We start from the raw sequence: 21,594 nt of genomic DNA, 5'->3' as shown, positions 1-21,594 counted from the left end.
CAATACTTATGCATTTATTATATTTAAAAGGGCTATTTTATTGAAAGCAAATAATAGATAATTCTACTTTACCAATAAGGTTTACTTCTCCTTTTTCAACATCAGCATATATTATCTTCGGTAACCTCAATAATTTCACTCAATTGAATTTGGATCGTTGCTAATTTCCATGTAATTAGTAATTTTTTTACATGAATACTTAGCGCGATATAAAAACCTTCCATATTTAAATGGAATTCCCTCTATCCGATTATATAAATCTATACAATTAAGAAAAACTATTCGAACTTTTAAATTCCAATTACAAGTAACGAGGTATTCTTCGAAAAAGAAGATAAAGATAGCTTTGAGTGTAGAGAGAAACTGTAATAAAAGTAAGATAGGGCAAAGACTAGTATTGAAAAATATAAAAGATGGAAGTAGCATAGGGGATTTACGCATAAAGTAAAATTGATGGTAAAGTTAACAAAATTTTCATTTAAGTCAGATAAAAGGGTGGTGTTTTTAACTTATAATAATGTTAATACAATGAAAATACGGCTGCGAATTAGTTGTTTTAAAAATCAAATTTAGATGGGAAGAGGATAATGAAGACCAGAGATAGTTATAAAATTATTGTAATTGGTGCTGGGACTGCAGGAATATCTTCTACTGCACATTTGTTACGAAATGTACCCCTATTGAAAGAAGATATAGCAATTATTGATCCATCAAAAAAACATTATTTCCAACCACTATGGAGTTTAGTGGGGGGAGGAATTGTTTCAAAGGAAAGTACGATGCGTGATCAAGAAGTGCTTATTCCAAAAGGTGCAACGTGGATTCCTAAAAGTGTTGTTAAGTTGTTTCCGAAAGAAAATAAGCTACTTTTAGATGATGGATTGCTGCTTGAGTATGAAATTCTTATTGTAGCAGCCGGTATACAAATAAATTGGGATGGTATTAAAGGCTTGAAGGAGTCTATTGGGACTAATGGGGTTTGTAGCAATTACTCTTATAAATATGTTGATTCTACTTGGAGAGAAATTGAAAAATTTAAAGGAGGAAATGCAGTTTTTACCCACCCAAACACTCCTATTAAATGCGGTGGTGCTCCACAAAAGATTATGTATTTAGCAGAAGAGTATTTTTCTAATAGCGGTGTAAGAAACAAAAGTGAAGTAATGTTTTATACGGCGAACGCTAATATATTTCAGGTTCCACGTTATGCTAATACATTAGAACAAGTACTAGAAAGAAAGCAAATTATAACGAATTATAATAAAAACTTAGTAGAAATTATTGCCGAAAAAAGAGAAGCAATTTTTGAAGATACGCAAACACTGAAAAGAGAAACTGTACCATACAGTATGATCCATGTTGTTCCACCAATGGGGCCACCTAATTTTATTAAAGAGAGTGAGATAAGTGATTCTCAGGGGTGGGTAGATATAAGCCCTTATACTTTGCAGCATATACAGTATAAGAATATTTTCGGACTTGGAGATTGTACCAATTTACCCACCTCTAAAACTGGAGCGGCAATTCGAAAACAAATACCTGTCTTAAAACAAAATATTATGGACGTACTTAACGGAAGAGACTTGCATGCTAAATATGATGGATATACATCCTGCCCGATTGTTACAGGTTATAAAAGTCTTATACTCGCTGAATTTAACTATGAACATGAGCCTCAAGAAACATTTCCGTTTAATCAAGCGAAAGAACGATATAGTATGTTTTTACTTAAAAGATATATGTTGCCCTATATGTATTGGAATTTTATGTTGAAAGGGATGCTATAGGAGAAGATAGAAAGCAGTTATACAAATTGAAAAGTAATTTGAAATAACTATTTGGAGGGAATAGCTATGCTTTTAAAATATTTTTATGATGAAAAATTAGCACATGCTTCCTATTTGGTCGGTTGTCAGAAGGAAGGCGTAGCAATTGTAATTGATCCAGGTCGCTATATAGAACAATATATAGAATTTGCTAAGAAAGAGGGAATGGAAGTAATTGCTGCGGCTGAAACTCACATTCATGCAGATTTTCTTTCTGGGTCTAGAGAACTTTCTAATCTTTATCATGCAAAGTTATATGTATCTGATGAAGGAAATTGTGATTGGAAATATCAATATCTTAACGAAGGTCGATACAAATTGGTTAGAGAGGGCACAGAGTTTAAAATAGGTCATATAAAATTTAATGTAATTCACACCCCAGGGCATACGCCTGAAAGTATTTCTTTTTTAGTAACTGATACAAGTCAAAATAATTATACGAATGATAAGCCAATGGGAATATTCACAGGTGATTTTATATTTGTAGGAGATATAGGAAGACCGGATTTATTAGAAACTGCTGTAGGTATGAAAAATACTGCAAAAATAGGAGCGAAACAATTATTTAATTCTATACAAAAAATAAAAATACTCTCTGATTATTTGCAAATATGGCCATCACATGGTGCAGGAAGCGCATGTGGAAAAGCATTAGGAGCAATTCCAACTTCTACATTAGGTTATGAAAAGATGTTCAATTGGGCATTTCAGTGTAATGAAGAAAGTGATTTTGTATCGACTTTATTGAGGGGACAGCCAGAGCCTCCAAAGTATTTTTCATTAATGAAGAATTTAAATAAGTCTGGTCCTCCAATTCGTAAGAAGAGAGAAGTTATTGCTATTGATACAGTAGAAAAACTTCAAGAAGTTATGACAAGCGTTCAGCAAATAGTTGATATAAGGGATGTAGAGAGTTTTGCTTCTGGTCACATCGAGAAATCAATTAACATACCTTATAACAATTCCTTTACAACTTGGTGTGGATGGTTACTAGATTATAAAACAGAAACTTTAATCATTCTAGATGAGGAAAAGGTTAGAGTGGAGGAAGTTATTAGAGACTTTGAATCTATTGGGCTAGATAATATTATTGCTTTTGTACCTGTAAAGGTAATACAAAGATTTAATAGATTAGAAAGTTACAAAGAAGACACATCAATCGAATTATATCCGCATATAAAAGGTGGAAGTGTTAAGGTAATCGACGTGCGTAGTAAAAAAGAGTGGGAGGAAGGACATCTTCATGATGCAATACATATCCCTTTAGGAAATCTATTTAAGCAGCTAGATTGTATACCAAAAGATTGCCCAATAGTTTTACAATGTCGAACCGGATTGCGTTCCGCCATAGCAGCTAGTATTTTACAAAGAGCAGGTATAAAGGAAGTAGTGAATTTAAAGGGAGGATTTCTTGCATGGAAAAAAGAAGAGCTTCCTTATATAACATGTAATCGCAATGTGTAGGGAAATAATTTTTATTAATTTATCCGATAAGGAAAATTGCGGATTACATAGGAGTATATCTATATATAGGTGCAATACAGTTAGATAGTGTATTAAAATAGGAGAAATAGATGATTTATTCTATAGACCTGAATTTATTCAGAATTATGCTGATGAGCAAATAGATATAGTTTTATCAGGACACGCTAATGGTGGATAATTAAGGTTACCATTTATCAGCAAATTAGTGGCTCCAAATCAAGGTGTTTTACCTAAATATACAACCAGTTTATATGAAAAACAAAATACGTCTATGGTAGTAAGTATAGGATTAGGCAATAGTATCATTCTGCAAAGAATTTTTAATAGGCCAGAACTTGTAGTCGTACAGTTAAATTGAACTGTACGACTTTTTGTACAGAAAAAATAGGCCATATGCATTTTATACAAGTTAACATTACAGTTTTGTTAAAAATTTTCTACGTTACATAAAGTAACAAAATTTGACCCGGAGAGTTTGTTATAGTGTAAATAATCAAAAAACTTAAAAATTAGTCGAGTGAAAAGTGTGATAAGCAATTCAGTAAAAAACTTAAAGGGGTGTACACATGCATAAAGAATATGAAATTGAAGAGTATACGGCGATTGAGGAACAAATACATTATTATTGTAAATGTTTATTAGTAAGTCATCCTGATCAAATTATAAAGTATTTAGAAAAAAGGTTAGAAAAATATGCAGAAACATTACAATATGCACATTTATATCCTGATACAGTTATTTTACCGTTACAGCAATTAGTTATCGAATATTCTTTAGATGTTGCTAGAATTAGAAAATATATGAATTTAAAAACGTAAAATGAAATATATAATTTAAATGAAACAGAGTCGACTTTAAGAAATGAAATTCTAATGTCGACTCTGTTTCATTGTTTAAGATTGAAAATACATACTAATCAATGAAGTTTGACATATAATTACGCAAGAGTAAAATGAAAGTGAGTACTCACTCATTTTGAAAAGGGGGAAGAATACATGCAGCAACCTGCTATTATTTTACGAACCGTGTCAAAAAGTTTTTGGAAAAAAGAAGTTTTACACAATCTTTCATTGCAAGTTGAAAAAGCAGAGATATTTGGTTTAGTTGGGCCTTCAGGTTCAGGGAAAACGACTCTTATTAAATTGATTGCAGGTATTAATGAGGCAACGAAAGGTGAAGTGCTTGTATACAACACGAACATGCCTAATTTAAATGAAATGAAAAGAATTGGTTATATGGCTCAGGCTGATGCATTATATGAAGAACTATCAGCATATGAAAATGCAGATTTTATTGCAACGATGTATGGATTAAAAGGAAAACATAAAAAAGAAAGAATCGAAGAGGTTTTTGACCTTGTACAATTATCAAAACATATAAGACAGCAAGTGCAGCATTTTTCAGGTGGGATGAAGAAGCGTTTATCATTAGCGATAGCACTCCTTCATGAACCTGAAATATTAATTTTAGATGAGCCAACAGTGGGGATAGATCCACTTCTTAGAAAAACAATCTGGGAAAAATTTTATGATTTGAAAAAGAAAGGCACAACTATTATTGTAACGACGCACATTATGGATGAAGCTGAGTTTTGTGAGCGTTTAGGGTTGATTAGAGAAGGAAAGCTAGTTGCGACTGGAACACCTGAAGAATTGAAAAAACGGGTATCATCAGGACGGATTGAAGATGTCTTTTTGTTGGAAGAGGTGGCCCTATCATGAGAGTTACTGGTGTAATCATTCGTATTATTCGCCAATTTTTTCGAGATAAACGTTCGTTAGCGATGATGTTTGGAGCACCAATGTTATTACTTTGGTTATTGTCTCTAGTGTTTACACAAAAAGACTATGTACCGCATATTGCTGTAGTTGATGTGCCTGCTCCTATTGTAAAAACAATGAAAACTCAAGAAGCCTCAATTTATGAATATGGCAAAGAGAAAGCAATTTCAGAGTTAGAACAGCAAAAGGTAGATGCAGTAATTTATTTAGAGAATGGGAAAATGAATGTTTTATTAGAAGGAAGTGATTCATCAAAAAATCGTGCTGTACTTCAAGTTTTACAAAAGAGTTCAGAAAAGAATGATGTATCAGTTATGAAGCCTGAAGTAAATTACTTACATGGCTCTAAAGACTTTACAATGTTTGATGGGCTTGGCCCCGTATTGATTGGTTTCTTTACATTTTTCTTTGTATTTATATTATCTGGAGTTTCCTTTGTTAGAGAACGTTTAAGTGGTACATTAGAGAGGTTATTGTCCACTCCAGTGAGAAGATGGGAAATAGTTGTAGGATATATTATTGGTTTTGGAATCTTTGCATTTATACAATCAATTATAATCGTGAATTTTTCAGTTTATATTTTAGACTTGTATGTAGCTGGCTCCATATGGCTAACGCTACTTATTACATGTATGCTTTCTTTAACAGCACTAACTTTAGGGACATTTTTATCAGCATACGCAAATAATGAATTTCAAATGATTCAATTTATACCGCTTGTCATTGTGCCACAAATTTTCTTTTCTGGGTTGTTTCCAATTGAATCTATGAATAAGTGGCTACAAATGTTAGGGAAATTATTTCCGCTCACATATGGAGCTGACGCAATGAGACAAGTGATGATTCGAAATCAAGGATTTACAGAGATTGTGTTAGATCTAACTGTATTACTACTTTTTTCTCTATTATTTGCAATAGGGAATGTATTTGCATTAAAGAAACATCGGAAAACATAATGATGATACAAAGGGGCATTATAGATGAAGAAGGATTGGTTGGATGAATTAATTGCCGCAACTAATACGGATAAACGAAATGAACGTCAAATGCGTATTTTAGAGGCAGCTGTTGATATGTTTGGAGAAAAAGGATATGCATCAACTTCTACAAGTGAAATTGCAAAGCGTGCTGGTGTAGCGGAAGGAACAATCTTCCGCTACTATAAAACGAAAAAAGATTTATTGTTAGCGGTCGTCATGCCGACATTAACAAAGTTTGCTGCACCATTTTTCGTACAAGCCTTTGCAAAGGAAATATTTAAATCGAAGTATGAATCATATGAGGGACTTTTACGAGTTGTCATTCATAATAGATTTGAATTTGCTCAAAAGCACTTTCCTATGATTAAAATATTAATTCAAGAAGTACCATTTCAACCAGAGCTAAAAAATGAAATACAACAATTAGTAGAAACGGAACTGTTTTCACATTTCAAAAAGTTGATTGTGAAGTTTCAAGATAAAGGAGAAATTATTGAGATACCACCATCTTCTGTATTACGTCTTACTTTATCAGCTGTATTAGGTTTACTATTAACACGATTTTTATTATTGCCTGAAGAAAAATGGGATGATGAAGTGGAAATTGAAAATACGATTCAATTTATATTGTATGGATTAACGCCACGAATCTAACTATAACAGCATTTCAGGAGTTTGATTTTTGGTATTTAAATAAATGTAATTTAATAGGTTTAATCATAAGTAAAAATATGTTGATGTGTGAATTACATATACTATTTTTAAGCAAATAATAAATCGCCTTTAAAAAGGCGATTTATATTCATTATACAATTTTGATAAATAAGTACTTGTTTATGAAAAACATTCTAGATTAACGTACTTCTTTGTCTCTTCTTCTAAGACCTAATAATCCTGCTAGACCTAATAAACCCAGCCAAGCCCAATTATTATTTCTATCATGATTATTATTTAAATCATTTGTCGTATTTACATTTCGAGTTCTTACATCATTATTAACTCTGTTCAAGTTATTATCATTAACTCGAGTTGACATATCAGTGTTATTAACTCTATTCATATGATTTCCATCGTATTCAGCTTGGGCAGATGTGCCTAAAAACATAATAGATAGTGCTAAAACACTTAAAATAGATGATAATTTTTTCTTCATAAATTTCCCCTCCTTTCTTATGTATTAATTTCTCCATTGCTTTTGTACATTATTCGTATCACAGTATCTAAATCATAAAGTTAAAATTATTAGAACTATCTTTAATCTCCATTATTAAAAGGACAGGTAAATACAACGAAGCGGTTAACAAAAGTTAACCGCTTATGCCATGTTATGCTTGATCAGATTGAAGAACATGTAAAGGAGGAGGAATAATCCAGCCTTTTTTCTTATTTAACCGTAGTAAGGTAGCCCCTGCTTGTGCCTTTTTCATATGGAATTGTCCAAACATCATTCCTACGTCTTCTCGAAGTGATTGTCCCATCGCTTGGCTACATGCTACTAGTCCAGCAGCAAGATCCATAGAAACTTTAGCTGCAATTTCTGCGTCATTAATACGAGCACCAGGAGGGATTGTTTCAATAGATGCAACTGGACGCTCTGGAGGTGCTGGTGGTAATGCCACACCGTTTGATTTTAACAAGTTTTTTAGTTCTTCAACTTCTGATTGGATATCATTTTCTATAAGATTTTCTAAAAACTTTTTTAAGTCCTCGTCTCCAGAATGATTGACAAGAACTTGGTAACCAGCAATGGCACCTTGTGCCCCTGCAAGATAACTCCAAATTGCAAAGACTTCTCCGTAATGCATTGGTTCATTTTGGGGATTACCACTTAATACTCCCATTTTAATATGCCTCCTTAAAATAAATGGATTTTTTGAAATATTTTTTACCAAAGAAAAAATGCTTCTGAAAATGTTCCGCAATAAAGAAAGTAGGTTTCTAAAATTCATTTGGAACACCCTAACTACAAGTAATACTTTCTCAGTCTATAATGTACAAATATAAAGAATATATTCCAAATAACTTGGGATTAAAATTCGTATTAAGACTTATTTTAATTTAAATGTAAAGAGGAGAGGAAAGAATCTGTAACTATGCTAGTAAAGATGGATTGTGTTTAGACAAAAATGTATTAACAAGTTTGTACAAGAACTTGTTAATACATATACGAAATAGATTTGAATTGCAGTTGATATAGCATTAAATTTATAGTTATTATAAAAATAATCAATATAAACAGACTTTGCTTAAGATACTAATATCAGTACAATTTAGATTGTATGGATTGATACCATGGAGGTAATGAAATGCGGCAATTTGCAAAACCAACAATAGTTGTAAGTAAATGTTTAGAATTTGATGCCTGTCGTTATAATGCAGAGATGATACCAGATGTAACAATACGAAATTTGCAGCCATTTGTTACATTTATACCTGTTTGTCCAGAAGTCGAGATCGGATTGGGGACTCCTCGTGAAACGATACGAATTGTAGAAGAAAATGGTGTGAATAGGCTTGTACAGCCGTCGACACGAGAAGATGTAACTGAAAAAATGGAGCAATTTTCATATGTCTTTTTACAAACGATATCTGATGTGGATGGTTTTATTTTAAAGAATCGTTCGCCGAGTTGTGGTACGCGTGATGTGAAAATTTATTCTGGTTTTGAAAAAGCACCAGCAAAAGGAAAGGGATCTGGCTTATTTGGCGGAGCAGTAATAAAAAATTTTTCGCATCTTCCAATTGAAGAAGAGGGTAGATTGTCGAATTTTATTATTAGAGAACATTTCTTTACAAGGCTGTTTACAATCGCGCATTACAAAATGATTAAACATACTAAAAACATAAAAGAACTCGTATCATTTCAATCAGACTATAAGTATTTATTTATGGCATATAATCAGGTAAAACAAAAGGAATTGGGGCGTATTATTGCAAACCAAAAAAATGAAACGATTGAAGTGGTATTTGAAAACTATGAGAAGACTTTATATGAATTATTTATGCGCACACCCCGCTATACATCGAATGTAAATGTATGTGAGCATATTTTTGGATATTTTAAAACTAAGCTGAAAAAACAAGAAAAAGATCATTTTTTAGATTTGATACAAAAGTATATAGAAAAGAAAGTCCCGCTTAGTAGCTTACTTGCAATTTTAAAATCATGGGCCATTCGATTTGACGAAAAGTATTTATTAAGACAAACATATTTTGAACCTTACCCTGAAGCTTTAGTAGAAATTTCTGATTCGGGAAAAGGTAGAGATTATTAAACAATAAATTACATAATTCGACAAGAAAACTCCTATGTTGTTGTAGAACAATGTAGGAATTTTTTTGTGCATTAGTACAGAATCTGTTTTAAAATTAAGTTATGACAGAATTATAGCAATTATCTAACTAATATTCGTGTCTTTTAATTCGTAATGTTTGTAGTAGAAACTCGCACGCTGTCGAAACTCAATATTCGATAAGGGGTGTGTAGCGGAATGGAATTTACTCTAACTCGCGAAAAACAAATGATTAAAGAAATGGTACGTGACTTTGCTGAAAAGGAAATCGCACCGAAAGCTGTATATTATGACAAAACTGCGGAATTTCCATATGAAACATTTCAAAAAATGGGCGAACTAGGATTATTAGGAATCCCATTCCCTGAAGAGTATGGAGGTTCAGGTGGCGATACTGTATCGTACGCGTTAGCAGTTGAAGAAATTGGTCGTGCTTGTGGTGGGACAGGATTAAGTTACGCTGCAACAATTTCATTAGGTGCTTCTCCAATTTATTATTTCGGTACAGAAGAACAAAAACAGAAATATTTAATTCCAATGGCATCAGGTAAAACTTTAGGTGCTTTCGGATTAACTGAGCCGAACGCTGGATCTGATGCAGGTGGTACACAAACGAAAGCTGTATTAGATGGAGACGAGTATGTTATTAGTGGTGAAAAGTGTTGGATTACAAATGCAGAGTATGCAAATACAATTATCGTAACCGCTATCAACGGTGTTGAAGATAATGGTAGAAAGCGTATTTCGGCATTTATCGTACCGACTACAAGTGAAGGATTAACGATTTCAAGTCCTTACGATAAGATGGGTGTTCGTGCTTCTAATACATGTGAAATCGTACTTGATGGTGTACGTGTACCGAAAGAAAATATTCTTGGTGATGTAAATAAAGGATTTAAACAATTCTTATATACACTTGATGGAGGACGTATTTCAATCGCAGCATTAGCAGTAGGTATTGCACAATCTGCATTTGAACGTGCGCTGCAATATGCGAAAGAACGTCAACAATTTGGAAAGTCAATCTCTAATTTCCAAGCGATTCAATTTAAATTAGCTGATATGGCGACTGAAGTAGAACTTGCACGTAATTTAGTACATAAAGCAGCTTGGTTAAAAGATAATGATAAACCTTTCGGTAAAGAAGCGGCTATGGCAAAGTTATTTGCATCTGAGGCTGCTAGTCGTATTGCAAATCAAGCGGTACAAATTCACGGTGGATACGGCTATATGCGTGAATATGAAGTGGAACGACATATTCGTGATGCAAAACTATTAGAAATTGGTGAAGGAACTTCTGAAATTCAACGTCTCGTAATTGCAAGACATTTAGGATGTAGATAAAAAGGAGGAATCACTATGTTTCAAAAAATATTAATTGCTAATCGCGGGGAAATCGCAGTTCGTATTATGAAAACTTGTCAAAAACTTGGCATTCGCACTGTTGCTATTTATTCTGAGGCTGATGAAAATGCCCTACATGTAAAAATGGCAAATGAAGCTTACTTAGTAGGTGGACCGCGTGTCCAAGAAAGCTATTTAAACCTTGAAAAAATTATTGAAATAGCTAAGAAGACAAATGCTGAAGCAATCCATCCGGGATATGGATTATTATCAGAGAATCCATCTTTTCCGGTTCGCTGTAGAGAAGAAGGAATTGTATTTATCGGTCCATCTGAAGAAATTATTACGAAGATGGGAAGTAAAATCGAATCTCGTATTGCAATGCAAGCTGCAGATGTCCCAGTAGTTCCAGGTATTACTACAAATATTGAAACTGCTGAAGAAGCAATTGAAATTGCAAAACAAATTGGTTATCCACTAATGCTGAAGGCATCCGCAGGTGGCGGAGGCATTGGAATGCAGTTGATGGAAACTGAGCAAACGCTCACCAAAGCATTTGAAAGTAACAAAACAAGAGCACAAAACTTCTTCGGTAACGGAGAAATGTATTTAGAGCGCTATATTGCAGATGCACACCATATTGAAATTCAGCTTTTAGCAGATACACATGGTAACACAGTGTATTTATGGGAGCGTGAATGTTCCGTGCAGCGCCGAAATCAAAAAGTAATTGAAGAAGCACCTTCACCATTTTTAGATGAAGGTACGCGAAAAGCGATGGGGGAAGTTGCTGTACAAGCTGCCAAAGCTCTAGGCTATACAAATGCAGGTACAGTTGAGTTTCTTGTAGATGATCAGAAGAACTTTTATTTCTTAGAGATGAATACGAGATTACAAGTAGAGCATCCAGTTACAGAAGAAATTACAGGTTTAGATCTTGTAGAACAACAACTTCTAATTGCATACGGTGAGAAACTATCATTTACACAAGATGATGTAAAACGTAGTGGTCATGCCATTGAGGCACGTATTTATGCAGAGGATCCGAAAACTTTCTTCCCATCACCTGGAAAGATTACAGATTTAACGCTTCCATCAAATGTACGTATTGATCACTTTTTGGAGAATCAAGTCACGATTACACCTTTCTACGATCCAATGATTGCGAAAGTCATTGCTCATGGTGAAACTCGTGAAGAAGCAATTTCAAAATTACATGATGCTTTAGAAGAATTAAAAGTAGAAGGTATTAAAACGAACACGCCAATGTTACTTCAAGTATTGGAAGACGATGTGTTCAAAAGTGGTATTTATACAACAGGTTTTGTAACGAAACAACTTGTTAAAAAATAAGATTTAACAATATTAAGGGGGAAAAAATGATGACGAAGGTATATGCATCGATGGCAGGAAATGTATGGAAGATTGTTGTAGGAGTAGGAGATACAGTAGAGGAAGAGCAGGATGTCGTCATTTTGGAATCTATGAAAATGGAAATTCCAATCATTTCAGAAGAAGCTGGCACAGTTATGAAAATTAATGTGCAAGAAGGCGATTTTGTAAATGAAGGAGATGTATTACTAGAAATTGAATAGGGAGATATAGGGGGAAGCGAATTGAAACTACCTAATTTTGCTGTCATTAAAGAAGTCGGGCCACGTGATGGCTTACAAAATGAAAAAAAGATTGTTGGCACAAAAGATAAAGTAAAATGGATTCAACTACTTACACAGGCGGGATTATCGTACGTTGAAGTTTCCTCATTCGTTCACCCTAAATGGGTCCCTGCATTAGCAGATGCAAATGATGTGTTTTCTGAGCTGAAAAGGGATCCCAATGTTACTTATGCAGCGCTTGTTCCAAATCAAAATGGTTTGGAACGAGCTTTTTTGCAAAATGTAGATGAGGTGAATGTTTTTTTATCAGCAAGTGAATCTCATAATAAAAGTAATATTAATAAATCAATTAAAGAAGCATTAGTTGTAATTGAAGATATAACAAAACAGGCATTATTCGAAGGAAAAAAGGTAAGAGGCTATGTTTCTACTGTATTTGGATGTCCTTATGAAGGGGATATAAGTGCCACAGCAGTTGACGAATTATGTAATCAACTATTTTCATACGGCATTTATGAAGTATCTCTTGGTGACACGATTGGTGTAGCGAATCCACTACAAGTAGAGCGAGTATTAGAACATTTATTAAAGAAATATGATGCTTCGCAGTTTGCAATGCACTTCCATAATACGTATGGAATGGCTCTGGCGAATGTAGTTAAGTCATTAGAATATGGTATTACAACATTTGATAGTTCTTGTGGTGGTCTTGGGGGCTGTCCATATGCACCAGGAGCATCAGGCAATGTTGCAACCGATGACTTAGTTCATATGCTTCATAAGTTAGGGGTCCAAACGAATATTGATGAAGAGAAGTTATTGAAAGCGAGTCAATTCATTCAAAGTAAATTAAATATCCAATTACCGAGTCATGTGTATAGAGCGCTTCAACATAAAACGATAAGTAGGTGAGAAGATGCTACAATTACAAAACATTTCAGTTAATTATGTAACACCTCACGTTGTAAAGATTTCGTTATATCGTGAAAGACAAGCAAACTCATTATCTTTAGCGTTATTAGAAGAGTTACAAAACATATTAACTCAAATAAGTGAAGAGTCCAATACTCGTGTAGTTATTTTAACAGGTGCTGGTGAAAAAGCGTTTTGTGCTGGTGCTGATTTAAAAGAACGTGCTGGTATGAATGAGGAACAAGTTCGCCATGCTGTTAGTATGATTCGCACTACTATGGAGATGGTTGAACAATTACCACAGCCAGTTATTGCTGCTATAAACGGAATCGCCCTTGGTGGTGGTACGGAATTAAGTTTAGCTTGTGATTTTAGAATTGCGGCTAAATCTGCAAGTCTTGGTCTTACTGAAACTACACTTGCAATTATACCAGGAGCAGGTGGTACGCAGCGTTTACCAAGATTAATTGGTGTTGGTAGAGCGAAAGAATTAATTTATACAGGCAGACGTATTTCAGCGCAAGAAGCAAAAGAATATGGTTTAGTAGAATTTGTTGTACCAGCTCATTTACTTGAAGAGAAAGCGATTGAAATAGCAGAGAAAATTGCTAGTAATGGTCCTATTGCTGTTCGATTGGCAAAAGAAGCAATTTCAAACGGTATTCAAGTTGATTTACATACCGGATTACAAATGGAAAAACAAGCGTATGAAGGTGTAATCCATACGAAAGATAGATTAGAAGGATTACAAGCATTCAAGGAAAAACGCACACCAATGTATAAGGGGGAGTAAATATGTTAGACCAAAAACAACAATCGAATACATTTGAAGAACGAGTTGAAGCGATTAAACAAGGCGGCGCACCAAAGTATCATGAACAAAACAAAGCAAAAGGAAAACTATTCGTTCGAGATCGCTTAGCTCTTTTATTTGATAATGGTGAATATGTAGAAGATGCATTATTTGCAAATTGTGAACAAACAGGATTACCTGCTGATGGTGTTATAACGGCAACGGGTAAAATACATGGTCGTACTGCATGCGTAATGGCAAATGATTCAACGGTAAAGGCTGGATCATGGGGCGCACGTACAGTTGAAAAGATTTTACGTATTCAAGAAACGGCAGAAAAATTACGTGTTCCGTTATTTTATTTAGTTGATTCTGCTGGAGCGCGTATTACAGATCAAGTAGAAATGTTCCCAGGGCGCCGTGGTGCAGGAAGAATCTTCTACAATCAAGTGAAATTATCAGGTAAAGTTCCTCAAGTATGCTTATTATTTGGACCTTCGGCAGCTGGTGGCGCATATATTCCAGCCTTTTGTGACATTGTTATGATGGTAGAAGGGAATGCATCTATGTACTTAGGTTCTCCTCGTATGGCGGAGATGGTTATCGGCGAGAAGGTAACTTTAGAGGAGATGGGCGGAGCTCGTATGCATTGCTCTGTATCAGGATGCGGAGATGTTTTATGTAAAACAGAAGAAGATGCGATTAAACAAGCAAGACAATACATTTCATATTTTCCAAACAACTACTTAGAGAAGACTCCATTGGTTACACCTCAAGAACCGAAACAATTCGAAAAAACGTTAGAACAAATCATTCCAGAAAATCAAAATGCTCCTTTCAATATGAAAGATCTCATTAATAGAGTTATTGATGAAGGTTCTTTCTATGAAGTAAAAAAATTATTTGCTCAAGAACTAATTACAGGCTTGGCACGTATTGATGGTAAGCCAGTTGGTATTATTGCGAATCAACCGCGTATGAAAGGCGGCGTATTATTCCACGATTCTGCGGATAAAGCAGCGAAATTTATTAATTTATGTGATGCATATCATATTCCGTTGTTATTCCTTGCAGATGTACCTGGATTTATGATTGGTACAAAAGTAGAGCGTGCGGGTATTATTCGTCATGGTGCAAAGATGATTTCTGCAATGAGTGAAGCAACTGTACCGAAAATTTCTATCGTTGTTCGTAAAGCATACGGTGCTGGTTTATATGCAATGGCAGGTCCAGCCTTTGAACCAGATTGCTGCCTAGCATTACCGACAGCTTCTATTGCAGTAATGGGTCCAGAAGCGGCAGTTAATGCTGTATATGCAAATAAGATTGCAGCTTTACCAGAAGAAGAGCGTGATAGCTTCATTGCTGAAAAACGCGAAGAGTATAAGAAAGATATTGATATTTACCATTTGGCATCAGAGATGGTCATTGATGGTATTGTTCATCCAAACAATTTAAGAGAAGAGTTAAAAGGACGATTCGAAATGTATATGAGTAAATATCAAGTATTTACAGATCGTAAACATCCTGTTTATCCAGTTTAAAAGCCCTATTTAGGGCTTTCTTGCTCAAAAAGTCAAGGAGGGGAAAACATTGAAACAAGCAGTTTGGTTTCCAACAGAAGAATATAAAGAAAAAACGCGTTTATATGGTTGGATGAAATCATTGGGCTATGAAGATTATGAAACGTTTTATAATAAATCTATTGAAGAAACAGATTGGTTTTGGGGAGAAGCTGAGAAAGCGGTTGGCTATCAATGGATGAGGCCTTATACAGAAGTGCTAGATTTAGAAAATGGTACGCCGTTTGCACAGTGGTATAATGGCGGAACATGTAACGTTGTAGAATCAGTTTTATCACGCTGGCTTGCAGATGATGAAACAAGAACGCAACCAGCACTACAGTACGAGGGAGAAAATGGAACTTCAAAATCATTTACATATGAAGAGCTTGACAACTGGGTAAGTCGCGTTGCAAACGGTTTGAAACATGCGGGTATTGAAAAAGGTGACCGTGTAACAATTTATATGCCGATGATTCCAGAAACAGTTGTTGCAATGCTAGCTGTTATGAAAATCGGAGCAATTATTTCACCAATATTCTCAGGATTTGCGTCTGATGCAGTCATGACTCGTGTACAAGCGGCAGGATCAAAAATGATCATTACTGCAGATGGTTTTTCACGCCGGGGTAAAGTTGTTTCATTAAAAGACGAAGTAGATAAAGCTTGCGAACATTGTCCAACTGTTGAAAAAGTTGTTATTGTTCGTCATGCAGGAAATGATTTTACACCACATAATTATGATTTCCCATGGAGTGCGCTAGAAAAAGAAAAACCATTTACACATGCTGAAGAGATGAATAGTGATGATCCGTTAATGCTCATTTATACATCAGGTACAACTGGGAAACCGAAAGGAACAGTACATACACATGCTGGTTTCCCTTTGAAATCTGCATTTGATGCAGGATTTGGAATGAACATCAAACAAGGTGACCGCGTATTATGGGTAACTGATATGGGCTGGATGATGGGACCGTTTTTATTATTTGGCTCTCTCATTAATGGAGCAACGATGGTTATGTACGAAGGTGTTCCAGATTTCCCAGAAGCAGATCGTTTATGGGAGACTGTTGATAAATATGAAATTACACATCTCGGTATATCACCAACATTAATTCGTGCGTTAATGGCAAAGGGTGATGATTATGTAAATAAACATTCGCTCAAGAGTTTAGAAGTATTCGCATCAACAGGTGAACCTTGGAATCCAGATCCTTGGATGTGGCTATTTGAAACAGTTGGAAAAAATAATGTACCAATTTGTAACTATTCAGGCGGAACTGAAATTTCTGGTGGGATTTTCGGAAACGTCCTTATTAAACCAATTGCACCGATTAGTTTTAACGCATCTTTACCAGGAATGGCAGCGGTTGTGCTCGATGATCAAGGCAATCCAATTCGTGATGAAGTTGGAGAATTATGTTTAGAGAAACCTTGGGTTGGTATGACGAAAAGTTTCTGGGAAGACGATGAGCGTTATGTGAACACGTATTGGTCACGTTTTGAAAACAAATGGGTTCATGGTGACTGGGTGATTTATGATGGTGAGCAATATATTATTACAGGACGCTCAGATGATACGTTAAACATTGCTGGAAAACGTATTGGACCTGCAGAATATGAATCTATTCTTGTGAAGCATAATGATGTCATAGAAGCTGCCGCGATTGGAGTACCTGATGATGTAAAAGGTGAAGTTTGTCATTGTTTTGTAGTATTAAGGGACGATGTAACATTCACAGGAGAGTTAAAGAAAGAATTAATGAGTTTAGTAAACTCTCATATCGGAAAAGCATTGTGTCCAAAAGATATTCACGTTGTAGAAGATTTACCAAAAACACGAAATTCTAAAGTAATGCGACGTGTTATTAAAACAGCTTACTTAGGAAAAGAGTTAGGAGATTTATCGTCACTTGTAAATCCTGAAGTAGTTCCGTTTATTCAGGGGTTACAGTCTAGCAAACTATAAAATTACGAATGAGCTCTATTTACATAGAGCTCATTTTTAATGTTTACAAAAAGATAAGAGAGAAAAAGTAAATTTGAAGTTAAAAAATCTACTATTAGTGTTAAGTATATCTGTTTGTTTTTAGTTTTTATCAAAATAGGATACTATGGCTGTCTATTCAATGGAGTGATTGAATTTTGTTAAGAATGAAAATTTAGTGAAGAAAAAAGTAATGAATAAAAGGAGAAATCCCTGGGGGACAGGGATTCAATAAGGGAGATATCATTGTCGTTCAATGTCGAAATTTGGCGTATCCGACAAATTAATATTATCACGAATTTTCAGGAGATTGTGATAGTGGATGTGTCAAAAATGTGTACGGGTTTCATATAAAAGTGTTATTCAAATAGGAAAAGGGAAAAGAATTAAGTTCACTGGTTCTTAAGATTTTTCCCTTTTAAATTTACTGTTTGTTCGTTGTTCTATATACATCTGAAATTGGTAAATCTTCGCCATGTAAAGCTTGAGTACTGTCCTTTTTGTTTGAATCATGTGCCTCCTGAGATGTTTCTTGCATTTGCTCTTGGGCCTTACTAGGAGTATTCAGCGCATCTGATGACACATGATCAAGTTGTTGACTTAATAAATCTTTTTTATCCATGTTATGTAGCTCCTTTTTGAACTTAGATATAAAAACGAAGTGCTTTTAAATAGTTACGTGGGTATTATGTATCTTTGAATGGAATTATATACATAAACTATATTGAGAATTTAACTAATTATAAAAATTACTTGTGATGACAAGCTTAAGAAATATAAAGATCATTAGTTCTTAATAAAAGCGTTATTTTAGTAGGGTGTTACGAAATTTTATTTGAAAGGAACATCCCAATGATAAAAAAGAGCACTGTAAATCAGTGCTCATCTTATTAGATATTGCTTAGTCCTTAAAAATAAAACCATTATGAACAATTCACAATGGTAATAGTGACGCTAGCCATTGTTCCAGGAGAATCAAGAAGTGAAGCAGTAACGGTTACTGTTCCAGGCCCATTAGCGGCTAGAAATACAGCGGTAAAGTTACCTGAAGCATTGGTAATGACCGCAAGAGGAACCATGAAAGCAAGAGAAGGGTTACTGAATGAAAAACTGACCACTACTCCTGGAGTAGGACTACCGTTTACTAATACTTGACCCGAAAAAAATAAAGTATTATTTCCTTGAGTGGATACACATGCTGTGGTTTCGCTAGAAGTCAAGGTAATAGAGGCAGGCCCAGCAGGAAGATTAAATCCAGTTGGTCCGGTAGAACCGGTAGAACCGGTTGATCCGGTTGGTCCGGTAGAACCAGTTGATCCGGTTGATCCGGTTGGTCCAGTTGGTCCGGTAGAACCAGTAGCTCCTGTAGAACCGGTGGGACCAGTAGGGAATTGAAAGGGTTGAACAGGTGGAAGTGTAGGTCCAATAGAACCCGGATTAAGTGCAGCAAAATATAAAAACTCGTCCATTATTTATCACCTCTAAAAATCGTATTACTAATAGTAAATGTAATGATAGAGCAATGTGAAATGGACAAGTGGTTGTATTTTAATAAATTAAACAAAATAGTTATTTGATAGAAAAAGAAATTAGTATGTTTATTTTAGAAATTAAATATAAAAAGGCGATTATCGTCAAATCGCCTTTTTGGGTAATGCAGTGTAATTTTATTCAGTTATTTGAAATATAGTTTCATTCGGTTTGGAAAATCCATACAGTTTCCTTGCGAATTTTAAAATTTCTTCTTCACTACCTGTTAAAGCCTTAACATCATTTTTAAGGGAATGACCATCCTTCTTTAAAGAAGATAATTTTTGTTGCTCCGTATTAACCGTGATTTGTTTCTCTTTAATCATTTCTTGCTGGTTATTAAGAGAATATTGAAGGACAAAAATTATAGGTAATATAAAAGCTAAAGTAGTTATAATACGGCGTCTTGTTTTTTTATTATTACCTTGTTTGGTGTTAGCGTTCACTTGCTGTGAGGGTATCTTAGGATTTGATTGTTGTGATGATATTTTTGGGATGTTTCCCATTAAAATGCCTCCATTACTGATTGTAGAATTTAAACTGTTTAAAAGTATTATAAATGTTCAATGGGAATTTTAGAAGATAGTTTAATATAGGTGAGTTTTGTAAAGTTTAAACAAAATCCTTATTTAAATAAAAGGAACCCCGATTGTCTGCAGGGCTCCTAAGGGTAATCGTCAAGTAATGACGTACTCGACTAGTTAACGATATCATGAATTTTTTGGTAAATATACTGGTAAATGCTTCCAAATTAATGAGAGCATTATTTGAAACAAAAACGCTATTTTAATAGGGAGGGGAATAATGATGATTCCATGGGACAAGCGAGTATACATTGTATTAAGGTGATCATTTTATTACAGAGGGGACAATTTTAGAGGTTAGTGAAAAGGCGAATAAATCATTATATTGGCTTTGGTGCATGTTAGCTCCAAGCTATGAAAAAGTGTGCGGTAATAGTACAAAGCGACTTCGGTTGATTCGGATAGATGATGATGAAGAATGATATAAAAATTTCATTTTGTAGAGAAATGAGGTGATTAAGGATGGGCATAGAATATGCCATGTTTGTATTAAAAAAGAGCAGAATTTAGCCTATATATAAAGATGTTGGAATTGTTCTAAAGGGGGGAATATCTGAAATATAAATAATTGAGGGGAGTGAACTAATAATGGAAACTAGTACTTTTTTAGGATTGTTTTGGGGATGGATAACGGTTATCGTATCGGGAATACTTTTCGTACGTCCATCGGTACTACGTGAATTGAAAAAATTAGTGGTTGAAGACAGAGGATTTGGTATTATGTATGGTTTTCTATCGATTTTCCTAGGGTTAGGTAGTGTAATCCTACATAATGTATGGGTATTCAATTGGCAGGGGTTCCTAACGGTTATTGCATGGCTTGCATTATTAAAGGGAATCTACATAATTGCATATCCTGAACCCTCCAAGAAAACAGACTTTGAATTAAGGGTACTATCTACACGTATAGCGCTCGCTATCATTGGCGCCTTGGCTTTATGGATGCTTATAGTAATCTATATAAAATAATCCTTTTCTAATAAGAACTATATTAAAATAAATCTCTACGTGTTCATTGACAAAAAGCTGACTATACTTAGTCAGCTTTTTGTATATTACATTCTAGTATTTATCGGTCACAAAAGACATGTTCTCTCTTTTAAGTCGATATCGAAAATATTACCAATTTTTTCTTTTACAATGACAACAAATAAAGAAACATTTACAACGACACTTATTTCGTTTAGAACTCCAATCATCATCACAATGATTCTTTTCTTTAGATTTCCACCAATCATCATTACAATGCTTTTCCTTAGAACTCCAATCATCATCACAATGATTCTTTTCTTTAGATTTCCACCAGTCATCACAACAATGCTTTTTCTTAGAACTCCAGCAATCATTTTTCCAGGACATTCTTTTATACCTCCCTTCAATAGGATTCATACTATTCTATGTTTTAGTAAAAGAATGGCTTGTTTATTAACCTATTATTTTACCTTTATATGATAGAGTGCTTTCTACTAGATATAGAATTCATACAAACTATGCTAATTTTCAGGAGATAGTTGAGAGAACTACTGGTTATGATATTAATCAACAAACACTTGTTGAAGGAAACGTTAAGATTTTAAATAATATCTTATTTTGGAGTACGCTTTTTTGAATGTATATTTCACAACAGCAAAGGTACTATATTAATGCAAACAAAGCCTATGTATATGGTATATGTGAAGTAATAGGAAAAGCTGGGGACTCTTAAAGGAGCTGACTTATAAGAGGTTGTCTAAACTTTAAATTCAGCAGAATTAAATCCAATTCCCCTCATTAAACAAGCTTCAAATTGTTAGAGGCCTGTTTTTATAGTTAATAAAGAAAAGAATGTCTAATACAATTGTTTGTTTTTTCCTTTCTATGTGTTTGTCTCTTACACTTTTAAGCTTGTGGACATACTT

General features: G+C 34.4%; 23 protein-coding genes and 2 pseudogenes. 18 read left to right on the top strand and 7 right to left on the bottom strand.

From position 1 onward, the window contains the following. Positions 1-101: 101 nt before the first annotated feature. Positions 102-224 (bottom strand): SunI/YnzG family protein, encoded by a 123-nt coding sequence (locus tag DT250_RS32805; protein WP_472926192.1) that lies wholly within the window; start codon positions 222-224, stop codon positions 102-104. 363 nt (positions 225-587) lie between these two features. On the opposite strand from DT250_RS32805, the gene DT250_RS15215 reads away from it, so the two are divergent. The 7 genes and pseudogenes from DT250_RS15215 to DT250_RS15185 all read left to right on the top strand — a co-directional run bounded on the left by DT250_RS15215 (position 588) and on the right by DT250_RS15185 (position 6,726). Next, positions 588-1,787, top strand: coding sequence for an FAD/NAD(P)-binding oxidoreductase (locus DT250_RS15215; RefSeq protein ID WP_088609804.1), 1,200 nt, complete (start codon positions 588-590; stop codon positions 1,785-1,787). Between the two features lie 66 nt (positions 1,788-1,853). Then, on the top strand, positions 1,854-3,290 hold the full coding sequence (locus DT250_RS15210; protein WP_097907923.1) for an MBL fold metallo-hydrolase: 1,437 nt from the start codon (positions 1,854-1,856) through the stop codon (positions 3,288-3,290). Between the two features lie 115 nt (positions 3,291-3,405). Beyond that, positions 3,406-3,669 (top strand): annotated as a pseudogene (locus tag DT250_RS15205) (metallophosphoesterase); the annotation flags it as partial. A gap of 208 nt (positions 3,670-3,877) precedes the next feature. Further along, positions 3,878-4,129, top strand: a complete 252-nt coding sequence (locus tag DT250_RS15200; RefSeq protein WP_000548621.1) for a hypothetical protein — start codon at positions 3,878-3,880, stop codon at positions 4,127-4,129. A gap of 177 nt (positions 4,130-4,306) precedes the next feature. Continuing rightward, on the top strand, positions 4,307-5,032 hold the full coding sequence (locus DT250_RS15195) for an ABC transporter ATP-binding protein (RefSeq protein WP_048546950.1): 726 nt from the start codon (positions 4,307-4,309) through the stop codon (positions 5,030-5,032). Continuing rightward, entirely contained in the window at positions 5,029-6,048 is a 1,020-nt protein-coding gene (locus DT250_RS15190; protein ID WP_149213288.1) for an ABC transporter permease, read from the top strand. Before DT250_RS15195 ends, DT250_RS15190 begins: the two co-directional genes overlap by 4 nt. Before the next feature lie 24 nt (positions 6,049-6,072). Continuing rightward, complete coding sequence (locus tag DT250_RS15185; RefSeq protein WP_060488911.1) at positions 6,073-6,726, top strand: TetR/AcrR family transcriptional regulator; 654 nt, start codon at positions 6,073-6,075, stop codon at positions 6,724-6,726. A 199-nt stretch (positions 6,727-6,925) separates the two neighbouring features. Here DT250_RS15185 and DT250_RS15180 read toward each other — a convergent pair whose 3' ends face one another. Together DT250_RS15180 and DT250_RS15175 are read right to left on the bottom strand one after the other, a co-directional pair. Further along, positions 6,926-7,225: a WGxxGxxG family protein gene (locus DT250_RS15180; RefSeq protein WP_060488913.1), complete on the bottom strand. Its 300-nt coding sequence runs from the start codon at positions 7,223-7,225 to the stop codon at positions 6,926-6,928. Between the two features lie 172 nt (positions 7,226-7,397). Continuing rightward, positions 7,398-7,913, bottom strand: coding sequence for a DUF3231 family protein (locus DT250_RS15175; RefSeq protein WP_087986148.1), 516 nt, complete (start codon positions 7,911-7,913; stop codon positions 7,398-7,400). A 465-nt stretch (positions 7,914-8,378) separates the two neighbouring features. On the opposite strand from DT250_RS15175, the gene DT250_RS15170 reads away from it, so the two are divergent. The 8 genes from DT250_RS15170 (at position 8,379) to DT250_RS15135 (ending at position 17,564) form a co-directional block, all read left to right on the top strand. Further along, positions 8,379-9,347, top strand: coding sequence for a YbgA family protein (locus DT250_RS15170; RefSeq protein ID WP_087986147.1), 969 nt, complete (start codon positions 8,379-8,381; stop codon positions 9,345-9,347). 216 nt (positions 9,348-9,563) lie between these two features. Beyond that, the gene (locus DT250_RS15165; RefSeq protein ID WP_000397260.1) at positions 9,564-10,709 is read left to right on the top strand and encodes an acyl-CoA dehydrogenase; all 1,146 of its coding nucleotides are present in this window, start codon (positions 9,564-9,566) and stop codon (positions 10,707-10,709) included. Between the two features lie 15 nt (positions 10,710-10,724). Further along, a complete protein-coding gene (locus DT250_RS15160; protein ID WP_000486754.1) occupies positions 10,725-12,062 on the top strand; it encodes an acetyl-CoA carboxylase biotin carboxylase subunit in 1,338 nt (445 codons plus the stop codon). A gap of 26 nt (positions 12,063-12,088) precedes the next feature. Next, positions 12,089-12,304 (top strand): acetyl-CoA carboxylase biotin carboxyl carrier protein subunit, encoded by a 216-nt coding sequence (locus DT250_RS15155; protein WP_001987345.1) that lies wholly within the window; start codon positions 12,089-12,091, stop codon positions 12,302-12,304. A 21-nt stretch (positions 12,305-12,325) separates the two neighbouring features. Continuing rightward, entirely contained in the window at positions 12,326-13,237 is a 912-nt protein-coding gene (gene mvaB, locus DT250_RS15150; RefSeq protein WP_088609800.1) for a hydroxymethylglutaryl-CoA lyase, read from the top strand. Positions 13,238-13,241: 4 nt separating this feature from the next. Continuing rightward, entirely contained in the window at positions 13,242-14,030 is a 789-nt protein-coding gene (locus DT250_RS15145) for an enoyl-CoA hydratase (protein ID WP_088609799.1), read from the top strand. A gap of 2 nt (positions 14,031-14,032) precedes the next feature. Continuing rightward, complete coding sequence (locus DT250_RS15140; protein ID WP_088609798.1) at positions 14,033-15,574, top strand: acyl-CoA carboxylase subunit beta; 1,542 nt, start codon at positions 14,033-14,035, stop codon at positions 15,572-15,574. Positions 15,575-15,623: 49 nt separating this feature from the next. Continuing rightward, the gene (locus DT250_RS15135; RefSeq protein WP_149213287.1) at positions 15,624-17,564 is read left to right on the top strand and encodes an AMP-binding protein; all 1,941 of its coding nucleotides are present in this window, start codon (positions 15,624-15,626) and stop codon (positions 17,562-17,564) included. Positions 17,565-18,006: 442 nt separating this feature from the next. Here DT250_RS15135 and DT250_RS15130 read toward each other — a convergent pair whose 3' ends face one another. Next, a complete protein-coding gene (locus tag DT250_RS15130; RefSeq protein ID WP_044440827.1) occupies positions 18,007-18,204 on the bottom strand; it encodes a hypothetical protein in 198 nt (65 codons plus the stop codon). Between the two features lie 317 nt (positions 18,205-18,521). On the opposite strand from DT250_RS15130, the gene DT250_RS32280 reads away from it, so the two are divergent. Both DT250_RS32280 and DT250_RS32275 read left to right on the top strand, forming a co-directional pair. After that, the gene (locus tag DT250_RS32280; RefSeq protein WP_002085442.1) at positions 18,522-18,737 is read left to right on the top strand and encodes a hypothetical protein; all 216 of its coding nucleotides are present in this window, start codon (positions 18,522-18,524) and stop codon (positions 18,735-18,737) included. 45 nt (positions 18,738-18,782) lie between these two features. Then, entirely contained in the window at positions 18,783-18,977 is a 195-nt protein-coding gene (locus DT250_RS32275; protein WP_255450154.1) for a hypothetical protein, read from the top strand. A gap of 17 nt (positions 18,978-18,994) precedes the next feature. Here the strand turns inward: DT250_RS32275 and DT250_RS32270 are convergent. Together DT250_RS32270 and DT250_RS15120 are read right to left on the bottom strand one after the other, a co-directional pair. After that, a pseudogene (locus tag DT250_RS32270) lies at positions 18,995-19,051 on the bottom strand (exosporium leader peptide-containing protein); the annotation flags it as partial. A gap of 198 nt (positions 19,052-19,249) precedes the next feature. Beyond that, complete coding sequence (locus tag DT250_RS15120) at positions 19,250-19,618, bottom strand: FtsB family cell division protein (protein ID WP_002168337.1); 369 nt, start codon at positions 19,616-19,618, stop codon at positions 19,250-19,252. A gap of 666 nt (positions 19,619-20,284) precedes the next feature. Here DT250_RS15120 and DT250_RS15115 point away from each other — a divergent pair. After that, positions 20,285-20,665, top strand: coding sequence for a hypothetical protein (locus DT250_RS15115; protein ID WP_002127497.1), 381 nt, complete (start codon positions 20,285-20,287; stop codon positions 20,663-20,665). A 107-nt stretch (positions 20,666-20,772) separates the two neighbouring features. Here DT250_RS15115 and DT250_RS15110 read toward each other — a convergent pair whose 3' ends face one another. Further along, positions 20,773-21,075: a hypothetical protein gene (locus DT250_RS15110; RefSeq protein ID WP_306426517.1), complete on the bottom strand. Its 303-nt coding sequence runs from the start codon at positions 21,073-21,075 to the stop codon at positions 20,773-20,775. Positions 21,076-21,594 lie beyond the last annotated feature (519 nt).

Origin of the sequence: Bacillus sp. AR2-1 (assembly GCF_008368755.1) — a bacterium.
GTDB lineage: Bacteria > Bacillota > Bacilli > Bacillales > Bacillaceae_G > Bacillus_A > Bacillus_A wiedmannii.
This window is presented reverse-complemented; position numbering and strand designations above follow the sequence as displayed.